This window comes from Methylobacterium sp. HJ2, assembly GCF_056431005.1.
The window spans coordinates 872892-892057 of the sequence record NZ_JBWJYM010000001.1; the positions used below are offsets into that span (position 1 = coordinate 872892).

Here is a 19166-nt window from a genome sequence, read left to right on the forward strand (position 1 = left end):
TTCATCGGAGGGCCGCGCGATGACGCTTCGTTTCGCCTACAACACCAACGGCGCCGCCAATCACCGCCTCGACGATGCCCTGCACCTGATCCAGGCCGCGGGCTACGACGGCGTCGCGCTCACCCTCGACATCCACCATCTCGACCCCTTCGCGGAGGGATGGGCCGCGGAAGCCGGCCGCGTCTCGAGCCTGCTGCAGAAGCTCGAGCTCGGCGCGGTGATCGAGACCGGAGCCCGTTTCCTGCTCGACCCCAGCGCCAAGCACGAGCCCACGCTGGTGACGGCCGACGCCTCCGGCCGCGCCCGGCGCATCGGCTTCCTCAAGCGCGCGATCGACATCGGGGCGATGCTGAACGCCGAGGCCGTGTCGTTCTGGGCCGGGGTGCCGAAGCCCGGCATCGCTCCCACTGAGGCGCGCGGCTGGCTGATCGACGGGCTCTGCGAGGTCGCGGCCTATGCCGAGCGGCAGGGCGTCGTCGCCTGCCTGGAGCCCGAGCCCGGCATGCTGATCGAGACGCTCGACGATTTCGCCGCGCTCAAGGTCGACGGCCTGCGCCTCGCCCTCGATACCGGCCACTGCCTCGTCACGGGCGAGCGCGACCCGGCCGCCGCCGTGCGGGAATTCGCCGACCGGATCGGCACCGTGGCGATCGAGGACATGGCCCGCGGCGTCCACGTGCACCTGCCCTTCGGCGAGGGCGACATGGACGTGCCGGGCGTGCTCGATGCGCTGGAGGGCGTGGGCTACGACCGCCTCGTCTGCGTGGAGCTCTCCCGCGAGAGCCACCGGGCCGACGTGATGATTCCGCGGGCGCTCAATTACCTCCGCGCCTGCCGCAGGCCGGGGCCGGAGCAGCCGGACCAGGAGACCCGCCCGGGTCAGGAGACCCGCTCGGGTCGGGAGACCCGCCAATGAGGATCTGCTTCGTCAGCCGCCGCTACTTCCCGGCGATATCCGGCATGAGCGTCTATGCTCAGAACCTGCTGCGCGAGCTGGTGGGTGCCGGCCACGACGTGACGATGATCTCGCAGTATCGCGGCGACGCTTTCGGCACCCGTGTCTACGGCGGCGGCCCGCCCCCGCCGGTGCCGGGCGTGCGGGTGATCGGCCTCGAACAGCTCGGCGAGCAGACCGAGGGCGATTTCGAGCGCGACATCGACACGATGGTCGAGACCATCGTGGCCGAGCATGGCCGCCGGCCCTTCGACCTCCTGCACGCCCAGTACGGCTACCCCACCGGCTGGGCGGTGCTGCGTGCCGCCAAGCGCCTCGGCCTGCCCAACGTCGTCTCGATCCAGGGCGGCGACGGCCACTGGGTCGGCTCCTGCTGCGAGACGCATCGCGTCGCGATGTGCACGGTGCTCGCCAAGGCCAACGCCCTGCTGATCGGCGGCGCCTCCTTCGTGCAGGAGGTTTGCGACCGGCTCGGCTCGGATCCCGCCCGCTTCACCATCGTGCCGGGGGCCGTCGACACCGCGCGCTTCGCGCAGGCCACCGCCGACGGCCTGCCCGCCCGCCATGACGGGCCGGTCCGCCTGTTCTACCACGGCCGCGTCGACCGCCGGAAAGGCGTGCTCGACTTCATCGAGGCCCTCGTCGCCCTGCGGGCGCAGGGGACGCCCTTCGCGGCCGTGATCTCGGGGATCGGCCCCGACGTCGATCCGGCCCGAGACCTCGCCGCGCGCCACGGCTTCGCCGAATCCGAGATCGCCTTCACGGGCTATGCCGCCTACGAGACGGTGCCGGAGCTCTACCGGCAGGCCGACGTCTTCGTCTCGCCGACCTACGCGGAAGGCTTCTCCAACACCATCCTGGAGGCGATGGCGGCGGGGCTCGCCGTGGTCTCGACCCACTCAGTCGGCGTCTCGGATTGTCTGCGCGACGGCGAGAACGGCCTGCTGGTCGATCCCGGCGACGTGCCCGCGCTCGCACGCGCGCTGACACGGATCGTCGAGGATGCGGGCCTGCGCTCGCGGCTCGCCAGCGACGGCCTGGAGGAGTGCCGCCGGGTCTATTCGTGGAGCGCGGTCGGGCGCCAGATCATGGAGGTCTATGCGGCGGTCGTGCGCGAGAGGCCGCTCACCGACTTCGCCGACGCGCTGCCGCACGATCCGGCCTGCCGCTTCCGCGCCGAGCCCCACCTGCTCTGAGCCATCGATTGCCGACAGCGCTCGCCCTCTCGCCCCATCTCGACGACGCCGCCTTCTCCTGCGGCGGCACCCTGGCGCTGCTCGCCGCCCGCGGCTGGCGGGTGGTGATGGCCACAATCTTCACGGCGAGCGTGCCCGATCCGCAGGGCTTCGCGCTCGCCTGCCAGCTCGACAAGGGCCTCGGCCCCGAGATCGACTACATGGCCCTGCGCCGGGCCGAGGATGCCGAGGCCGCCCGCTGCCTCGGCATCGCGGAGCCCTGCCACCTGCCGTTCCGCGAAGCCCCGCATCGGGGCTATGCCTCGGCGCCGGAGCTGTTCTCCGGGCCGCGCTTGGACGACGCCGTGACGGCCGATCTCGCACCCGCGCTCGCGGACCTCGTCGCCGAGACGGCGCCCGACCTGATCCTGGCGCCCCAGGCGATCGGCGGCCATGTCGATCACGTCCAGATGATCGCGGCCTTCCGTGCCGGACCCGGTGGCGCGCCCGTGCTGTGGTGGCGGGATTTCCCCTACACCGTGCGGACCGACGCCCCGAAGCAGCCGCTGGCCCACCTGTTCGCCGACCTGCCCGAGCGGACCGTGCCGCTCGGCCCCGAGGCCCGCGCCCGCAAGGAAGCCGCCTGCGCCGCCTACGCGACGCAGATCGGCTTCCAGTTCGGAGGACGGGCGGGCTTGTCCGAGCGCCTCGCGGCCGAGAACGGCATCGAGCGCTTCCGCCTGTCGGGCCGCCTTCCGGCGGATTTCGACGTCCCGGATCTCGTCCCCCGTGGCGTTGCCTGATCCGGACGCCCCGAAAAGCCTGCGCGATCCCGCGATCTTGGCCGCGCGCCGCGCGCTGGCGGACGCCCCTCACATCGCCCCGCTGCGGACGCTGGCGCGGCGCATCGCCGCCGAGCGTGCCGCCCCCGTGCCCGACCCCGATCCCCTCGACGGCGGGGTGGACGCGCGCCTCCTCCTGCTTCTCGAGACGCCGGGACCGGCGGTCGTGCGGACCGGATTCGTCTCGCAGGACAGTGCGACGGGGACCGCCGCGAACCTGTACCGCTTCCGCGCCGAGGCGGGCATCGCCCGCACGGACATGCTGATCTGGAACGCGGTGCCCTGGGTCATCCACGCGGACGGCGCCCTCAACCGCGCGCCGCGCCGGAGCGAGGCGCGGGCGGCCGAGCCCTATCTCGCACCCCTTCTCGATCTGCTGCCCCGTCTCGCCGTGGCGGTGCTCGCCGGGCGCTTCGCGGGCGCGCTGCGGCCGGCGCTCGCGGCCTTGCGTCCGGACCTGCCCGTCATCGCTGTGCCGCATCCGAGCCCGACCTACGTCTGCACCGCGCCCGCCGTGCCGGCCCGCATCCGCGCGGGCCTCGCCGAGGCCGCCGTCATCCTGCGGACATCTCCGCCGGGCAGGTGAGCGGGAAGGCCCGCCGCGGCGCGCGGCGATCGGGGTTTCGGACGAGATGTGAACCGCCGGATGCGGCTCGGGCCGCGGAAGCTCCGGTCGGTCGCTGGCCTTCCGTTGCGTCAGGTCCTACATGCGGGGCGACAAGCCGCAATCCGGGCATCTCCGGCACGTGGCGCGACGCTGCGTGTGGATGAGCGCAGCGTGCGTGCCGACGGCTTCGACAGAATCTGGCAGGTTTCCGGGCAGGATGTCCGGCGGGCCGGCCCCGCCCCGCAGCCCCGTTCCGGCGGCACGGGGTTACGGAGGAAGGCGGACAGCGATCGGCATGAATGTTCAGGGCCAGCATCGCAAGGCGATCGAGGACGCGGAAGCGCTCGACGCCGACGCAGAGGCGCGCCAAGCCGGCGTGCCGGAGGCCGCGCGCCGCCGCGGGCGCAGCCGCTACGCCTGGATCGGCACGGCCGCGAGCGCGATCCTGTTCGTGGTCTCGGCGGTGGTGCTGTGGCGCCTGTCGCAGGACATCACCTGGGCGGACCTGCACGCGGCGATGGCCTCGACCGCCTCCGCGCAGTTCGGGATCGCCTTCGGCTTCGTCCTTGTCAGCTACCTCTTTCTCACCGGCTACGACGCGCTCGCCCTGCGGCAGCTGCGGATCCGGGTGCCCTACAGCATCACCGCGCTCGCCTCGTTCACGAGCTACGCGATCAGCTTCACGCTCGGATTCCCGCTCTTCACCGCGGGCACGATCCGCTACTGGATCTACTCGCGCCACGGCCTGACGCCGGCCAAGATCGCGGCGCTGACGGTGATCGCGGGGTTCACCTTCTGGCTCGGCATGGGCGTGGTGCTGGGTCTCAGCCTGATCATCGAGGCGGGGCAGCTCGCCGGCCTCGCCTTCACCTCGATCCGGATCAATCAGGGCGTCGGCCTCGCCGCGCTCGCGGCCGTGCTCGGCTATCTCGCCTGGGTCTCGGCCAAGCGCCGCAGCGTGACCGTGAAGCACTGGCGCCTCGAACTGCCCGGCGCCTCCGTCTCCATCGGCCAGATGATCGTCGGCATCGGCGACGTCTGCGCGGCCGCGGCGGTGCTCTACGTGCTGATGCCGCAGGGCATGAACCTCGCCTTCACCACCTTCCTGGCGATCTACGTGCTCGCCGCGATGCTGGGCATCGCCTCGAACGTGCCGGGCGGCGCCGGGGTGTTCGAATCGACCATCCTGATCGCCCTGTCCTACCTCCCGCGCGAGCAGGTGCTCGGCTCCCTGCTGCTGTTCCGGGTCTGCTACTACCTCGTGCCCTTCGCCACCGCCCTGCTCATGCTCGGCGGCTACGAACTGGTGAAGCGGGCCGGCGGCGCGGGCCAAAGTCAGCCGTGACCGGGTGAGATGGTCCGCCGCGGCACCACCAAGGCGGCCTGGACCGGGGCGGGCGTCGCCGCGGGCCTGACGGCCCTCGCCGCCGGCCTCACCGGCGGGCTCGATGGGGCCCTCATCCTCGCCGCCGGCGCCGCCGCCTGGATCGGCGCCTGGGTCGGGGGCCTGCGCCTGCCGGCGAGCGCGCCCGAGCCCATCCGCACCGTCGGCGACCGCTACGCCGTGGCCGAGGCGCTGCTCGCCAACATCCCGGATCCGGTGATCCTCGTCGATCGCCGCGCCGTGGTGATCGAGGCCAACCCGGCCGCCCGCGCGCTGCTGCCCACCATGCGGCTGCGCCACCCGCTCTCCTTCGCGCTGAGGGCACCGGACGTGCTCGACGGCATCGAGGAGGTTCTGCGCAGCGGCACGCCCCTCAAGGTCAGCTACGCCACCCGGATCCCGACCGAGCGGGCCTTCGAGGTCCAGATCGGGTCGCTCGCCATGCCGGACGGGTCGGGCACGAACGTCGTGCTGTTCCTGCGCGATCTCACCTCGGCCCGCCGGCTTGAGGCGATGCGGGTCGATTTCGTGGCCAATGCGAGCCACGAGCTGCGCACGCCCCTGGCCTCCCTGCTCGGCTTCATCGAGACGCTGCAGGGGCCAGCCCGCAACGATCCAGCGGCGCGGGAGCGCTTCCTGGCGATCATGCGGACGCAGGCGCAGCGCATGACGCGGCTCATCGACGACCTGCTCTCCCTCTCCCGGATCGAGCTGCGCGAGCACCTGCGCCCGACCAAGCCCGTCGATCTCGGCACCCTGGTCCGGCAGATGGTCGACGCGCAGACGCCGCTCGCCGCCGAGCGCGGCGTCGCGATCACCTGCGCGGGGGAGGGGGCCTATCCGGTCCTCGGCGAGGCCGACGAGCTGCTCAGGGTCGTCGAGAACCTCATCGAGAACGCCGTGAAGTACGGCGGGCGCAACATCACGGTGGAGCTCGGGCGCGCGGCCGGACGGCACGGGTCCGAGATCGTCCTGGCGGTGGCTGATGACGGGCCCGGCATCGCCCCGGAGCACATCCCGCGCCTGACCGAGCGGTTCTACCGCGTCGACGTGGCCTCGAGCCGGCAGAAGGGCGGCACCGGCCTGGGCCTCGCCATCGTTAAGCACATCCTCAACCGGCACCAGGGCCGTCTCGCCATCGAGAGCGCCCTCGATCAGGGCACCACCATGCGGGTCAGCCTGCCCGAGGCGGTGCGCGTGGCCGGAGCGGCCTGAAGGAACTCTCGCCGGGGCGGCCTCTTGACCTTCCCATGATGGGAAGCCCCACATCAGCCGGCATGACGACAGATCCGGCACCGTCCTCCGTCAGCTTTCCCGTCGAGGGCCTGTCCTGCGCCTCGTGCGTGGGCCGCGTCGAGCGCGCGCTCCGGGCGCTTCCCGGCGCACGCGACGTCAGCGTCAACCTCGCGAGCGGGCGTGCGAGCCTGAGCCTCGCGGCCGGCACCGATCCGAGCGAGGCCGCCCGCGCGGTCGAGGCCGCAGGCTACGGCGTGCCCGAGGCCGAGACGGTGCTCGCGGTCGAGGGCCTGTCCTGCGCCTCCTGCGTCGGCCGCGTCGAGCGGGCCCTGGCCGACGTGCCGGGCGTGCGCGCGGCGAGCGTCAACCTCGCGACCGGCCGGGCCGGCGTGCGCCATCTCGACGGCGTAGTCGCCGTCCCCGACCTGATTCGCGCGGTCGAGGCCGCCGGCTACGAAGCGGCGCCGGCGGAGGCTGGCCCGCCCCGAGACCGGGACGCGCGCCGCCTCGCCGAGGCGGCGGCTTTGCGGCGCGACCTGATCGCGGCGGCGAGCCTCTCCCTGCCGGTGGCGGTGCTCGACATGGGCGGCCACCTCGGGCCGGGCTTCCACCATGGCGTGGCCGGCCTCCTCGGCGCATCGGGAAGCGCCTTCATCCAGGCCGCGCTCGTGACCCTCGTGCTCGCCGGGCCGGGACGCCGCTTCTTCATGCGCGGGCTGCCGGGGCTGCTGCGCGGGCATCCCGACATGAACGCCCTCGTGGCCCTCGGATCCGGCGCGGCCTACCTATACTCTCTGGTCTCGACCTTCGCGCCGACCTGGCTGCCGGCCGGCACCGCGCATCTGTACTTCGAGGCCAGCGCCCTCATCGTCACCCTGATCCTGCTCGGGCGGACCCTGGAGGCCGGCGCGAAGGGCCGCACCGGCGAGGCCATCGCCCGGCTGATGGACCTGGCCCCCAAGAGCGCCCGGGTCCTGCGCGACGGGACCGAAGCGCTGGTGCCCCTCGACGCCCTCAAGGTCGGCGACGTGGTGCGGGTGCGACCCGGCGAGCGCGTCGCGGCCGACGGCGTCGTGGTCGCCGGTGCCAGTGACGTCGACGAGAGCATGGTGACGGGGGAGCCGGCCCCGGTGCGCAAGCAGCCCGGTGCCGCCACCGTCGGCGGGACGCTGAACGGGCGGGGCAGCATCGACCTGCGCGTCGGCTCGGTCGGCGCCGACACGGTGCTGGCCCAGATCGCCCGCATGGTGGAATCCGCCCAGGGTGCCAAGCTCCCGATCCAGGCTCTGGTCGACCGCGTCACCGGCCGCTTCGTGCCGGCCGTCATCGCCGTGGCGCTCGCGACCTTCCTGGCCTGGCTCGTCCTGGCACCCGCCCCGGCTCTCGGCCACGCCCTCGTCAACGCCATCGCGGTGCTGATCATCGCCTGCCCCTGCGCGATGGGGCTCGCGACGCCGACCTCGATCATGGTGGGCACCGGCCGGGCGGCGCAGAAGGGCGTGCTGTTCCGCGACGGGACCGCCCTGCAGCGGCTGCGCGAGGTCCGGATCGTGGCTCTCGACAAGACCGGCACCCTGACCGAGGGCCGTCCCCGCCTGACCGACCTGACGGCCGAAGGCCTCGATGCGGCCCTGGCGCTCCGCCTCGCCGCCGCGCTCGAAGCCCGCTCGGAGCACCCGCTCGCCTCCGCGATCCTCGGCGCGGCGCGGGAGCGCGGGCTGGTCCTGTCCGAGCCCGAGGCCTTCGAGGCGGTGGCCGGCCACGGCGTCACCGGCCGCGTCGAGGGCCGTGCGGTGGCGGTCGGCGCCCGGCGCCTCCTCGACCGCCTCGGCATCGCGGGCGAGCCGGCTCTCGTCGCGGAGGCCGACCGCCTCGGCGCCGCGGGCCGCAGCCCGATCCACGTCGCGGTCGACGGCCGCCACGTCGCGGTGCTCGCCGTCGCCGACCCGGTCAAGGCCGGCGCGCGCGAGGCGGTGGCGGCGCTCGCGGCACGCGGCCTCGCGGTGGCGATGATCACCGGCGACGCCCGGCGCACCGCCGAGAACGTGGCGCGCGGGCTCGGCATCGCCATCGTCGAGGCCGAGATCCTGCCCGCCGGCAAGGTCAGGGCGGTCCGCTCCCTCCGCGCGGGGCACGGCCCGATCGCCTTCGTGGGCGACGGCATCAACGACGCGCCGGCGCTCGCCGAGGCCGATGTCGGGCTCGCCATCGGCACCGGCACCGACATCGCCGTCGAGAGCGCCGACGTGGTGCTGATGTCGGGCTCCCTCGACGCGCTGGTCGAGGCCGTGGCGCTGTCCGAGGCGGTGATGCGCAACATCCGCCAGAACCTGTTCTGGGCCTTCGCCTACAACGTGGCGCTGATCCCGGTGGCGGCGGGGCTGCTCACGCTCTTCGGCGGCCCGACCCTCTCGCCGGTGCTCGCGGCCGGTGCGATGGCCCTGTCCAGCGTCTTCGTCCTCGGCAACGCCCTGCGCCTGCGCCGGGCCGGAGCGCACCGGCCTGGGTTGGTGCGGGGTACGGGCGCGCTGACGGAGCGGGTGGCATGAGCGATCCCGTCACCATCGGCGAGGCGGCGCGGCTCACCGGCGTCTCGGCCAAGATGATCCGCTGGTACGAGGAGACCGGGCTGCTGCCGCCGGCCACCCGCTCGGAGGCCGGATACCGGTATTACGGTGCGGCCGATCTCCACACCCTGCGCTTCGTGCGCCGCGCCCGCGACCTCGGCTTCAGCGTCGAGGCCATCGCCGAGCTGCTGGCGCTCTGGCGCGACCATTCGCGGCCGAGCGCCGGGGTGAAATCGATCGCGCTGGCGCAGATCGCGCAGCTGAAGCGTCGCATCGCCGAGCTGGAGGGCATGGCGCGGACGCTCGAGCGCCTCGCCGCCGATTGCTGCGGCGATGCCCGCCCCGATTGCCCGATCCTCGACGACCTCGCGGCCGACGCGCCGCCGCCACCGATGCAGCGCCGCCGCCGCACGCTGGGGCGCGGCGTGCCGCGGCCGTGACCGGCCTCGGTTGACGGGGCGGTTGGCCCCCTGTTTGCTCTCGGCCCTCGCCAGGCGGCCCGTTCCCGCCCGCCCCGGAAGCCACGCCCCCCATGCCCGTCATCGATCGGATCCAGGATTTCGCCGCGGACATCGCCGCCTGGCGGCACGATCTCCACGCCCATCCCGAACTGCTCTACGACGTCGAGCGCACCGCCGGATTCGTGGCGGACAAGCTCGCGGGCTTCGGCTGCGACGCGGTCGTCACCGGCATCGGGCGCACCGGGGTCGTCGGGGTGATCCGCGGTCGCGGCGGGCGCTCGAACCGGGCGATCGGCCTGCGCGCGGACATGGATGCCCTGCCGATCCAGGAGGTGCGCGACCTGCCCTACCGCTCGACGGTCCCGGGCAAGATGCACGCCTGCGGGCATGACGGCCACACCGCCATGCTGCTCGGCGCCGCCCGCTACCTCGCCGAAACCCGCGATTTCGACGGCGCCGCCGTGCTGATCTTCCAGCCCGCCGAGGAGGGTGGGGGCGGGGGCGAGGCGATGGTCGAGGACGGCCTGATGGAGCGCTTCGGGATCGAGGCGGTCTACGGCATGCACAACATTCCGGGGCTTCCGCTCGGCGCCTTCGCGATCCGGCCCGGCCCGATCATGGCCTCGACCGACCGCTTCACCATCACGATCGAGGGCCGCGGCGGCCACGCGGCGCTGCCGCACGACGCGGTGGACAGCGTGGTGGTGGCGAGCCACGTGGTCGTCGCGCTGCAATCCGTCGTCGCCCGCAACGTCGATCCGCTCCAGGCCGCGGTGGTCTCGGTCTGCGCCCTTGACGCCGGCGAGGCCTTCAACGTGCTGCCCCAGACCGTGACGATGCGGGGCACCGTGCGGGCGCTGTCGCAGCCCGTGCGCGACCTGATGAAGGCCCGCATCGCGGCGATCGTCGAGAGCGTGGCGCGGGGCTTCGGTGCCGCGGGCGGCGTCGATTTCGGCTCGAGCTACCCGGTCACCGAGAACGACCCGGCCGCGGCGACCTTCCTGGCGGATGTGGCGGCCGGCCTCGTCGGCGAGGCGCGGGTGGAGCGGAACGTGGCGCCCATGATGGCGGCGGAGGATTTCTCCTACATGCTCGGGCGCCGGCCCGGGGCCTACCTGTTCATCGGCAACGGCGACAGCGCCGCGCTCCATCACCCGCACTACGATTTCAACGACGCGGCGGCGCCGCTCGGCGCCTCGCTCTGGGCGCGGGTCGTGGAGGCCGGCCTACCGCTTCAGCCCGGCACGCCGTAGCGCGCCTTCAGCAGGGCGTAGGCCAGGCGCGCCGTCTGCACCTCGCCGCCCTCGGGCCGGCCGGGCTTCGTCGACGGGTTCCAGCCGTAGAGATCGAAATGCGCGTGCGCCCGCGTCTGCGGGGCGAAGCGGCGCAGGAACAGGGCCGCGGTGATGGCGCCCGCGAAGGGACCGCCCGAGACGTTGTTGAGGTCGGCGACCTTGGATTCGAGCAGCGCCGCGTAGGGCGGGTGCAGCGGCATGCGCCAGACCGGGTCGATCGCCGCGACGCCCGCCGCCGCGATCTCGGCGGCGAGCCTGTCGTCCTCGGTGAAGAGCGCGGGCAGATCCGGGCCGAGCGCCACGCGGGCCGCCCCGGTCAGGGTCGCGAAGTCGAGGATCAGGTCGGGCGCCTCGGCATCGGCCAGGGCGAGGGCGTCGGCGAGGATCAGGCGCCCTTCCGCGTCGGTGTTGCCGATCTCGACCGTGAGGCCGGCGCGGCTGCGCAGCACGTCCCCGGGGCGGAAGGCGTTGCCCGCGACCGCGTTCTCGACGGCCGGGATCAGCAGGCGCAGGCGCACAGGAAGATGGGCGCCCATCGCCATGTCGGCGGCGGCGATGGCGGCGGCCGCGCCGCCCATGTCCTTCTTCATCAGCAGCATGCCGGCCGAGGGCTTGATGTCGAGGCCGCCGGTGTCGAAGGCGACGCCCTTGCCCACCAGCGTCACCCGCGGTGCGTCCGCGGCCCCCCAAGTCAGGTCGATCAGCCGGGGCGGGCGCGTCGAGGCGGCGCCGACCGCGTGGACGAGCGGGAACTGCTCGGCCAGAGCCGCGCCCTCCGTCACGGCGACGCGCGCGCCGTGCCGCGCGGCCAGCGCCCGGACCGCCGCCTCGATCTCGGCCGGGCCGAGATCGTTGGCCGGGGTGTTGATCAGGTCGCGGCCGAGCCCGACCGCGGCAGCGACGCGCGCGATCTCGGCGGCATCGACCGTATCGGGCGCGACGAGGCGCGGCGTCTCGCCGGCCGCCTTGCGGTAGCGCCGGAATCCGTAGGCGCCCAGCGCCCAGGCCAGAGCCGCCTGCGCCGGGTCGGGCGCAGTCTTGAGCCGGTAGGTGCCGGGCGGCAGCAGGCCCGGCAGCTTGCCGGCCAGCAGCCGGTCGTGGCCCGGCGCCGCGGTGTCGCCGAGCCCGAACAGCACGCGGTCGAGCGCGCCCTCGCGATCGGGCAGTAGCGCGAGGCGCCCGGCCTTCGGGACGAACCCGCTCGCCCGCGCGAAGACCCGCTGCGCCGGTTCGAGGCTCGCCGCGACCGCTTCCCAGGTGGCTTCCGCCACGAGGTCGATCCGGGTTCCGGGCGTGCCAGGCGGCAGAAGGATCTCGGTCTCGGACATGCGCTCCCTCGTCCCGGCCTCGGCGCGGCGGGCTTAACCGGCAGTTAGGGTTAACGCTTTAGCACCGGGATCTTGAGGCCGTGAAGCGCGCGCCTCGCCGTCCTCCTCGGTGCGTCGCCGGAGCCTTCCATGTTCTCGGACTCACGGTCAGCCTTCCTCTCGGCCCGGCTCGCGCTCGTCGCCGTGCTCGCCGGCGCGGCGCTGGCCGGCTGCCAGTCCCGCTCGCCCGAGACGACCGGCTCGATCGGCGCCGTCTCGGGCGCCCAGATCGACCGCCGCGAGATCGAGGCGCTCTCGGCCCGCTACGGCGAGAATCCAGCCGACCTCGGAACCGCCATGCGCTACGCCCAGGTGCTGCGCGCCACCGAGCAGCGGGCCCAGGCCACCGCGGTTCTGCAGCAGGCGGCGCTGCGCAACCCGCGCAATCAGGCGGTGCTCAGCGCCTACGGCAAGTCCCTCGTCGAGGCCGGGCGCTTCCAGGAGGCGCAGGAGGTGCTCCAGAACGCGCACACCCCGTCCCAGCCCGACTGGCGGGTGCTCTCGGCTCAGGGCTCGGCCGCCGACCAGATGGGCGACCACGCCCGCGCGCAGGGGTTCTACGAGGCTGCCCTGAAGATCCGGCCGAACGAGCCGGCGATCCTCTCGAATCTCGGCCTGTCCTACGCGCTCGCGCGCCAGCTCGATCCGGCGGAAGCGACCCTGCGGCGCGCCGCCGAACAGCCCGGCGCCGATGCGCGGGTGCGGGCGAACCTCGCCCTGGTGCTCGGTCTGAAGGGCCGTTTCCCCGAGGCCGAGGCGATCCTGCGCAAGGACATGCCCCCCGCCGAGGTGGAGGCGACCATCGCCTCCCTGCGCGCGCTCGTCGCCCAGCCGAACCGCTGGAAGGCGATCGAGGCCGCCGACAAGAGCGCGAAGGCCCGCTCAGCCCCCCGCGGCTGATCCGGCCACCCGGTCAGGCGAGGCGGCGCAGCGCCTGGGTCCGCCGCGGGCGGAACACCGCCATCGGCTCCGTGAAGCCGTCGAGGGTGTGCTCGCCGACGGGATCGGGCTCGTCCCAGAGGAAATCCACGAAGGGCTTGGACATCAGCAGCGGCTCGCCGAGCGCCCGGTTGAGCCGCGACAGCCGGCTCGCGAGGTTCACGTCCCGGCCGATCACGGTGAAGTCGAGCCGCGCCCCGGAGCCGACATTGCCGTAGGCGGCCTCGCCGTGATGGAGCGCGATGCCGGCGGTGACCGGCACCGCGAACTGATGCAGAGCGTTCGCCTCGTCGAGGGCCGCGAGCGCCGCCTGCGCGGCCGTCAGCGCACCCTTGGCCGCGCCGCCGAGATCGTCGCCCGGCTCGCGGAAGATGGCGAGCAGCCCGTCGCCAAGATATTTCAGCACCTCGCCGCCCTCGCGCTCGATCGGCGGCACGAGGCAGTCGAAGAACACATTGAGGAGATCGACGGCCTCCTCCGGCGTCATGTCGGCGGAGATGCGGGTGTAGTCGCGCATGTCCGCGAACAGGATGGCCGAGCGGATGCGCCGGACCTGACCGCGGCGGATGTCGCCGGCCAGGATCGCGCGGTGCGGCTCGTCGCCGACATAGATCCGCAGCACGTGGTCGAGCTGCTTGTTGACGAGGCGCATCTCCATCACGGCGGCCAGCGCCGGCATGACGAAGCGCAGGATCGCGATGTCCTCGTCGCGGAAGCCCGCGGGCGCGCGCGTCGCGAAGGTGATGCCGTTGCGGGTGCCGTTGGTGAAGAACAGCGGCGCCACGATGTAGTGGGTGTAGCCCCCGGCCTTCAGCTCGGGGATCACCGAATAGGCGTCGTCCGGCGTCTCGGCGAGATCGAGGACCAGCCACTCGGCGCTCTCGTGCACGGTGTAGAACGGGCTCTCCCGATAGGCCCGCTCGGAGGCCTCGCCGTGCGGGAACAGCCGCACCGTCGAGCCGGTCTCGGGCGTCCAGACCCGGCCGATGCCGGAATATTCCGAGTGCAGGGTGTCGATCGCCGTCGAGGCCCGGTCGACGGGCACGCCGATCCGGTTCAGGCGCTCCGCGAGCCCCGAGAGCAGGTCGTCGGCTTGCGGCAGGCGCGCGCCCTCGCTGAGCAGCCAGTCGCGGATCGCGACGCAGGTCTGCAGCGCACCGAAGGGGACATCGTCCGCTTCCGACCCGTCGGCCAGGGCCGTCGGGGCTACGGGCTGGGGCGGGTTGCGCTCGAGCATATAGCCAAGGTGGTGGGTGGTCCCGGCAAAGCAAGGCGCGATGCCGGATTCGTGGCGCCGCCGTGACGCGCGGTCGTTTGCGACGCGCCGTGGACCTGATCGGTCCACGGCGCGGACGATCAGTTGTCGAGGAAGCTCCGGAGCTTCCGCGAGCGGCTCGGATGCTTCAGCTTGCGCAAGGCCTTCGCCTCGATCTGGCGGATGCGCTCGCGCGTCACCGAGAATTGCTGGCCGACCTCCTCGAGGGTGTGGTCGGTGTTCATGCCGATGCCGAAGCGCATGCGCAGCACGCGCTCCTCGCGGGGCGTCAGCGAGGCGAGCACGCGCGTCGTGGTCTCGCGCAGGTTCGACTGGATCGCCGCGTCGATCGGCAGGACGACGTTCTTGTCCTCGATGAAGTCGCCAAGGTGGCTGTCCTCCTCGTCGCCGATGGGCGTCTCGAGGGAGATCGGCTCCTTGGCGATCTTGAGGACCTTGCGGACCTTCTCCAGCGGCATGGCGAGCTTCTCGGCCAGCTCCTCCGGGGTCGGCTCGCGGCCGATCTCGTGCAGCATCTGGCGCGAGGTGCGGACGATCTTGTTGATCGTCTCGATCATGTGCACCGGGATCCGGATGGTGCGGGCTTGGTCGGCGATCGAACGGGTGATCGCCTGCCGGATCCACCACGTGGCATAGGTCGAGAACTTGTAGCCGCGGCGGTACTCGAACTTGTCCACCGCCTTCATCAGACCGATGTTGCCCTCCTGGATCAGGTCCAGGAACTGCAGGCCGCGGTTGGTGTACTTCTTGGCGATCGAGATCACGAGCCGGAGGTTCGCCTCGATCATCTCCTTCTTGGCCTGACGGGCCTCGGACTCGCCCTTCTTCACCATGTTGACGATGCGGCGATACTCGCCGATCTCGAGGCCGGTCTCGGAGGCGAGCGTGAGGATCTGCTCGCGCAGGTCGCCGACCTGGCGCCCGCCCTTCTCGACGAGGTTCTTCCAGCCCTTGCCGCCGAGCTTGCCGACGCGGTCCATCCAGTTCGGATCGAGTTCGTAGCCCTGGTAATGGCGCAGGAACTCGTCGCGCGCGACGCCGTGGCTCTCGGCGAAGCGCATCAGCCGGCCCTCGTGGCTGATCAGGCGCTTGTTGATGTCGTAGAGCTGCTCGACCAGCGCCTCGATGCGGTTGTTGTTGAGCGAGAGCGACTTCACGTCGGCGACGACGGTGTCCTTGAGGTCGGACTGCTTGCGCCCCTGCGCCTCGGTGCTCGCCTCGCCAGTCGCGCGCCGCTCGGTCTGCTCGTTCTGGAGCTTGCGCAGCTTGCGGTAGTTGTTGGCGATCGCGTCGAAGATCTCGAGCACGCGCGGCTTGATCTCGGCTTCCATCGCCGCGAGCGAGACGTTGTTCTCGAGATCGTCCTCGTCGTCGCCGCCCTCGGGCGGGGCCGGCGGCTCGGCGTCGGCATCTTCCGCCTCCTCGCCCTCGGCGATCTGGGGCGCGTTCTTGCCGTCCGGACCGGCGTAGGTCGCCTCGAGGTCGATGATGTCGCGCAGCAGCACCTTGCCGTCGACGAGCTCGTCGCGCCAGATGATGATGGCCTGGAAGGTGAGCGGGCTCTCGCAGAGGCCCGCGATCATCGCCTCGCGGCCGGCCTCGATGCGCTTGGCAATCGCGATCTCGCCCTCGCGGGACAGGAGCTCAACAGAGCCCATCTCGCGCAGGTACATCCGCACCGGATCGTCGGTGCGGTCGGTCGGCTCGCGGGTGGTCGTGGTGACCGCGACGGCGCGGGCTGGCGCGATCTCGGCCACCTCGGTGCCCTCGGTGGGCTCCTCGTCCTCGCTCGCCTCGCCGTTGGCGGGCTTCTCGCCGGCCGCCTCGTCGGTCTCCTCGGCCTCGACGACGTTGATGCCCATCTCGGAGAGCTGGGACAGAACGTCCTCGATCTGGTCCGGGTCGGACTGCCCGTCGGGCAGGACCTCGTTGACCTCCTCGTAGGTGATATAGCCGCGCTTCTTGGCGAGCTTCACCATCCGCTTGACGGACGCGTCCGTCAGGTCGAGGAGCGGCCCGTCCGTCTGCTGCTCCGGAGCGGTCTCCGTCTCGTCCCGTTCCGTTGCCTTCGTCGCCATGATCAGCCTATTGTTTCGGGGCGGCGCGATGCGGGGGCCCGTCGGCCGCTCCGCGCCATCGACGCCGCCATGCGTATGCTTCGCGACCGAACCGGCCCGATCGCGATCTTCGAAGTCCCGTATGCAAGCGCGACGCTTGACCGACTGTTAACCATGCCGCACGAAAGCGGCGTGTCCGTGCCATTGCACGAGGATCAGGACACAGTCGAGTCGCTCGTCTCGGGCAGATCCGCCTCCGCCTCCGCTGCAATCACGATCGCCAGCCCCTCCTTGGCCTGACAGAGCCAGGCCCAGTTCGCCTCGGTCGGCTCTTCAGCGAAGGCGCGCTCGGCCTGACGGAGTTCGCTATGTAGCGCTCCTGCCTTGCGGTGCAAGGTCATCGCCTGTCGGAGCGCATCCTCGCGCAGCGCAGGGTCCGCATGCGGCTCGAGGGTCTTGCGGTCGCGCGACCGGGCCATCGCGGCGAGCCGCGCGGCCGCTTCGCCGAGATTCGCGCGCTGGATCCTGGCCTCCAGAACCGTCCGGTCCGGGTCGCCCGTCTCGCCCGCGCAGGCGAGGCAGAGATCGAGGAGCGCGCGCGCATCCGGGTGCGTCATCTCCAGCTCGATCAGCTCGTCGGCGAGCGGGCCGATCATCTCGGGGTGCGTCAGGAGCAGCCCGACGATCACCGCCTCCCGCACCGGCGCCGCGCCGGCGAATCCCGCCGAGGCGGTGACGGACGCGCTCGGCGTCGCGCGCATCCGCGGGGAGGGGAGGGCCTCCGGGCCGCCGCGCTGGCGGCGCTGGAACCCGGACGGCCCGTTCGGGTAGCTCCCCCCGCGCGGCTGGCCGGGCTGGGCTTGGCGGACGGCGCGGGGCGAGAGGCCGCGCAGCCGCTCCTCGATCTCGTCGCGGTAGTAGCGCCGCACCGTCTCGTCGCGGATGCCCCCCACCAGCTCCCTTAGGGTCGCGGCGAGAAGGGCCCGGCGCTCGGGCGTGTCGGTGCTGCCCGTCTCCAGCGCCCGCGCCCACAGCACCTCCACCAGCGGCTTGGCCGCCGCGAGCACCCGGTCGATCGCCGCCGGCCCCTCGGCGCGCAGCAGGTCGTCCGGATCCTGGCCCTCGGGCAGCACCGCGAAGCGCAGCGACTTGCCGGGCGCGAGCATCGGCAGCGCCACCTCGAGGGTGCGGTGGGCGGCGCGCTGGCCGGCGCCGTCGCCGTCGAAGCACAGGATCGGCTCGTCGGCGTGGCGCCAGAGCAGCGCGATCTGCTCCTCGGTGAGCGCCGTGCCGAGCTGCGCCACCGTGTTCGGGTGGCCCGCCAGCGTCATCGCGATGGCGTCGACGTAGCCCTCGACGGTGACGATCGTGCCGCGGTCGTGGGCGGGCTTGCGGGCCTGATGCAGGTTGTAGAGGCCCTGGCCCTTGTGGAAGAGCGGCGTCTCCGGCGAGTTCAGGTACTTGGCCTTGGCATCGGCCTGCATGGCCCGGCCGCCGAAGGCGATGACCCGGCCGCGCACGTCGCAGATCGGGAACATCACCCGGTCGCGGAAGCGGTCGTAGGGCACCGCGATGCCCTCGCCCGAGACCAGCAGGCCGAGCTCGGCCATCAGCTCCTTCTCGACGTCCTTGCCGGCGAGATAGTCGCGCAGGCCGTAGCGGTCCCCCGGCGCGTAGCCGAGGCGGAAGCGGGCCTGGATCTCGCCGCCGAGGCCGCGTCGGTCGAGATAGGCCCGGGCCTTCGCGCCCGCGCCGCCCACGAGCTGATCCTCGAACCAGCGCGCCGCGAGCTCCATCACCTCGATCGCGCCGCGGCGGCGCGTCTCCATCGCCTGCGTGTCGGCGGAGGGCGCCGGCAGGCTGACGCCGGCCTCGCCGGCGAGCCGCTCGACGGCCTCGGGGAAGCTCAGCCCCTCGGTCTCCATCAGGAAGGTGAAGACGTCGCCGTGCTTGCCGGAGGAGAAGCAGTGATAGAACTGCTTCTGGTCGTTCACGTAGAAGGAGGGCGTCTTCTCGGCGTTGAAGGGCGACAGGCCGCGCCACTCGCGGCCCGCCTTCTTCAGCCGCACGCGCCGCCCGACCACGTCGGAGGTCGGCACCCGGCTGCGGATCTCTTCGAGGATGTGAGGGGGATAGCGCACGGGGCGTGGTATTTCCGGCGGGCGGTGCGGCAGGTCCTTGGTGGGAACCCGCTTCTATAGCGCACGAACCCGTCCCGAGTCCCGGCCGCCGCCCCGCGCGGGCGGGGGATTGCGGGCAGAACCCGCCCCGCCCCGCGCGGATCGGGCCTTCGCGCCTCGGCTCGGCCTGTGTCGGCTCTCCCCGCGTCAGGCCTTGGCGTTCAGCGCCTCCTTCACGAGGCCGCTCGCCTTGCCGAAATCCATCCGGCCCGCGAACTTGCCCTTCAGGGCGCCGATCACCTTGCCCATGTCCTTCGGGCCGGCCGCGCCCGTCTCGGCGATAGCGGCCTCGATCGCGGCCTTGGTCTCGGCCTCGTCCATCTGCTGGGGCAGGAAGGCCTGGATGATCGCGATCTCCGAGCGCTCGTTCTGCGCGAGCTCCGGCCGGCCGCCCTGCTCATAGACGCTGGCCGATTCGGCGCGCTGCTTGATCATCTTCTGGAGCAGGGCGAGGATCTCCTCGTCGGAGGCGGGCTCCTTGCCGAGGCCGCGGGCCTCGATGTCCTTGTCCTTCAGGGCGGCCTGGATCATCCGGACGGTGGCGAGCTTCGCCTTCTCGCCGGCCTTCATGGCCTCCTTCATCTCGGCGGTGAAGCGCGCGCGCAGCATCGAACTCTCTCCTGTTCAGAACAATCCCGGCCGCCTCCCGCCGTCCCGGCGGGCGCGTCCCGGCAAAAATGGGGGCCGGACCCGCGCGGCGGGCCGCTTGAGACGCGGACGCGGGCACGCCACATTGACCGCCGAGCGGGCGGCTCGGTATGAGCGCCGCACGAGCATAGCCGCCCGCCGCGCCATTCTGTGGCGCCGGATCCGGCCGGACATAAG

15 protein-coding genes are annotated in these 19166 nt (G+C 72.6%); 10 read left to right on the forward strand and 5 right to left on the reverse strand.

Translation table 11 applies throughout. The features are described 5' to 3' along the window. The first annotated feature begins 19 nt into the window (after nt 1–19). From ACS5RC_RS04030 to ACS5RC_RS04070, 9 genes are all read left to right on the forward strand, one after another. Nucleotides 20–916, forward strand: a complete 897-nt coding sequence (locus ACS5RC_RS04030) for a sugar phosphate isomerase/epimerase family protein (protein WP_478342515.1) — start codon at nt 20–22, stop codon at nt 914–916. Beyond that, nucleotides 913–2151, forward strand: coding sequence for a glycosyltransferase family 4 protein (locus ACS5RC_RS04035; RefSeq protein ID WP_478342516.1), 1239 nt, complete (start codon nt 913–915; stop codon nt 2149–2151). The genes ACS5RC_RS04030 and ACS5RC_RS04035 overlap by 4 nt, the downstream gene beginning before the upstream one ends. Before the next feature lie 8 nt (nt 2152–2159). Further along, complete coding sequence (locus tag ACS5RC_RS04040) at nt 2160–2933, forward strand: PIG-L deacetylase family protein (RefSeq protein WP_478342517.1); 774 nt, start codon at nt 2160–2162, stop codon at nt 2931–2933. Beyond that, nucleotides 2926–3558: a uracil-DNA glycosylase gene (locus ACS5RC_RS04045; protein ID WP_478342664.1), complete on the forward strand. Its 633-nt coding sequence runs from the start codon at nt 2926–2928 to the stop codon at nt 3556–3558. The genes ACS5RC_RS04040 and ACS5RC_RS04045 overlap by 8 nt, the downstream gene beginning before the upstream one ends. A gap of 316 nt (nt 3559–3874) precedes the next feature. Beyond that, nucleotides 3875–4924 carry a lysylphosphatidylglycerol synthase domain-containing protein gene (locus ACS5RC_RS04050; protein WP_478342518.1) on the forward strand — a complete coding sequence of 350 codons (1050 nt, stop codon included), beginning with the start codon at nt 3875–3877 and terminating at the stop codon, nt 4922–4924. A gap of 9 nt (nt 4925–4933) precedes the next feature. Further along, the gene (locus ACS5RC_RS04055; RefSeq protein ID WP_478342519.1) at nt 4934–6178 is read left to right on the forward strand and encodes an ATP-binding protein; all 1245 of its coding nucleotides are present in this window, start codon (nt 4934–4936) and stop codon (nt 6176–6178) included. A gap of 62 nt (nt 6179–6240) precedes the next feature. Then, nucleotides 6241–8748 (forward strand): heavy metal translocating P-type ATPase, encoded by a 2508-nt coding sequence (locus ACS5RC_RS04060; protein WP_478342520.1) that lies wholly within the window; start codon nt 6241–6243, stop codon nt 8746–8748. Then, nucleotides 8745–9206, forward strand: coding sequence for a Cu(I)-responsive transcriptional regulator (cueR, locus tag ACS5RC_RS04065; protein ID WP_478342521.1), 462 nt, complete (start codon nt 8745–8747; stop codon nt 9204–9206). The genes ACS5RC_RS04060 and cueR overlap by 4 nt, the downstream gene beginning before the upstream one ends. Before the next feature lie 92 nt (nt 9207–9298). Beyond that, on the forward strand, nt 9299–10480 hold the full coding sequence (locus ACS5RC_RS04070; RefSeq protein WP_478342522.1) for a M20 aminoacylase family protein: 1182 nt from the start codon (nt 9299–9301) through the stop codon (nt 10478–10480). Here the strand turns inward: ACS5RC_RS04070 and ACS5RC_RS04075 are convergent. Continuing rightward, entirely contained in the window at nt 10462–11850 is a 1389-nt protein-coding gene (locus ACS5RC_RS04075) for a leucyl aminopeptidase family protein (RefSeq protein ID WP_478342523.1), read from the reverse strand. The genes ACS5RC_RS04070 and ACS5RC_RS04075 overlap by 19 nt on opposite strands. A 129-nt stretch (nt 11851–11979) precedes the next feature. On the opposite strand from ACS5RC_RS04075, the gene ACS5RC_RS04080 reads away from it, so the two are divergent. Further along, the gene (locus ACS5RC_RS04080; RefSeq protein ID WP_478342524.1) at nt 11980–12789 is read left to right on the forward strand and encodes a tetratricopeptide repeat protein; all 810 of its coding nucleotides are present in this window, start codon (nt 11980–11982) and stop codon (nt 12787–12789) included. 13 nt (nt 12790–12802) lie between these two features. Here the strand turns inward: ACS5RC_RS04080 and ACS5RC_RS04085 are convergent, their stop codons facing one another. The 4 genes from ACS5RC_RS04085 to ACS5RC_RS04100 form a co-directional block, all read right to left on the reverse strand. Beyond that, a complete protein-coding gene (locus ACS5RC_RS04085; RefSeq protein ID WP_478342525.1) occupies nt 12803–14065 on the reverse strand; it encodes an adenylate/guanylate cyclase domain-containing protein in 1263 nt (420 codons plus the stop codon). 119 nt (nt 14066–14184) lie between these two features. Beyond that, nucleotides 14185–16182, reverse strand: coding sequence for an RNA polymerase sigma factor RpoD (gene rpoD / locus ACS5RC_RS04090; RefSeq protein WP_478342526.1), 1998 nt, complete (start codon nt 16180–16182; stop codon nt 14185–14187). Between the two features lie 194 nt (nt 16183–16376). Next, entirely contained in the window at nt 16377–18302 is a 1926-nt protein-coding gene (gene dnaG / locus ACS5RC_RS04095; protein WP_478342527.1) for a DNA primase, read from the reverse strand. 186 nt (nt 18303–18488) lie between these two features. Further along, nucleotides 18489–18950, reverse strand: a complete 462-nt coding sequence (locus ACS5RC_RS04100) for a GatB/YqeY domain-containing protein (protein ID WP_478342528.1) — start codon at nt 18948–18950, stop codon at nt 18489–18491. Between the last annotated feature and the right edge of the window lie 216 nt (nt 18951–19166).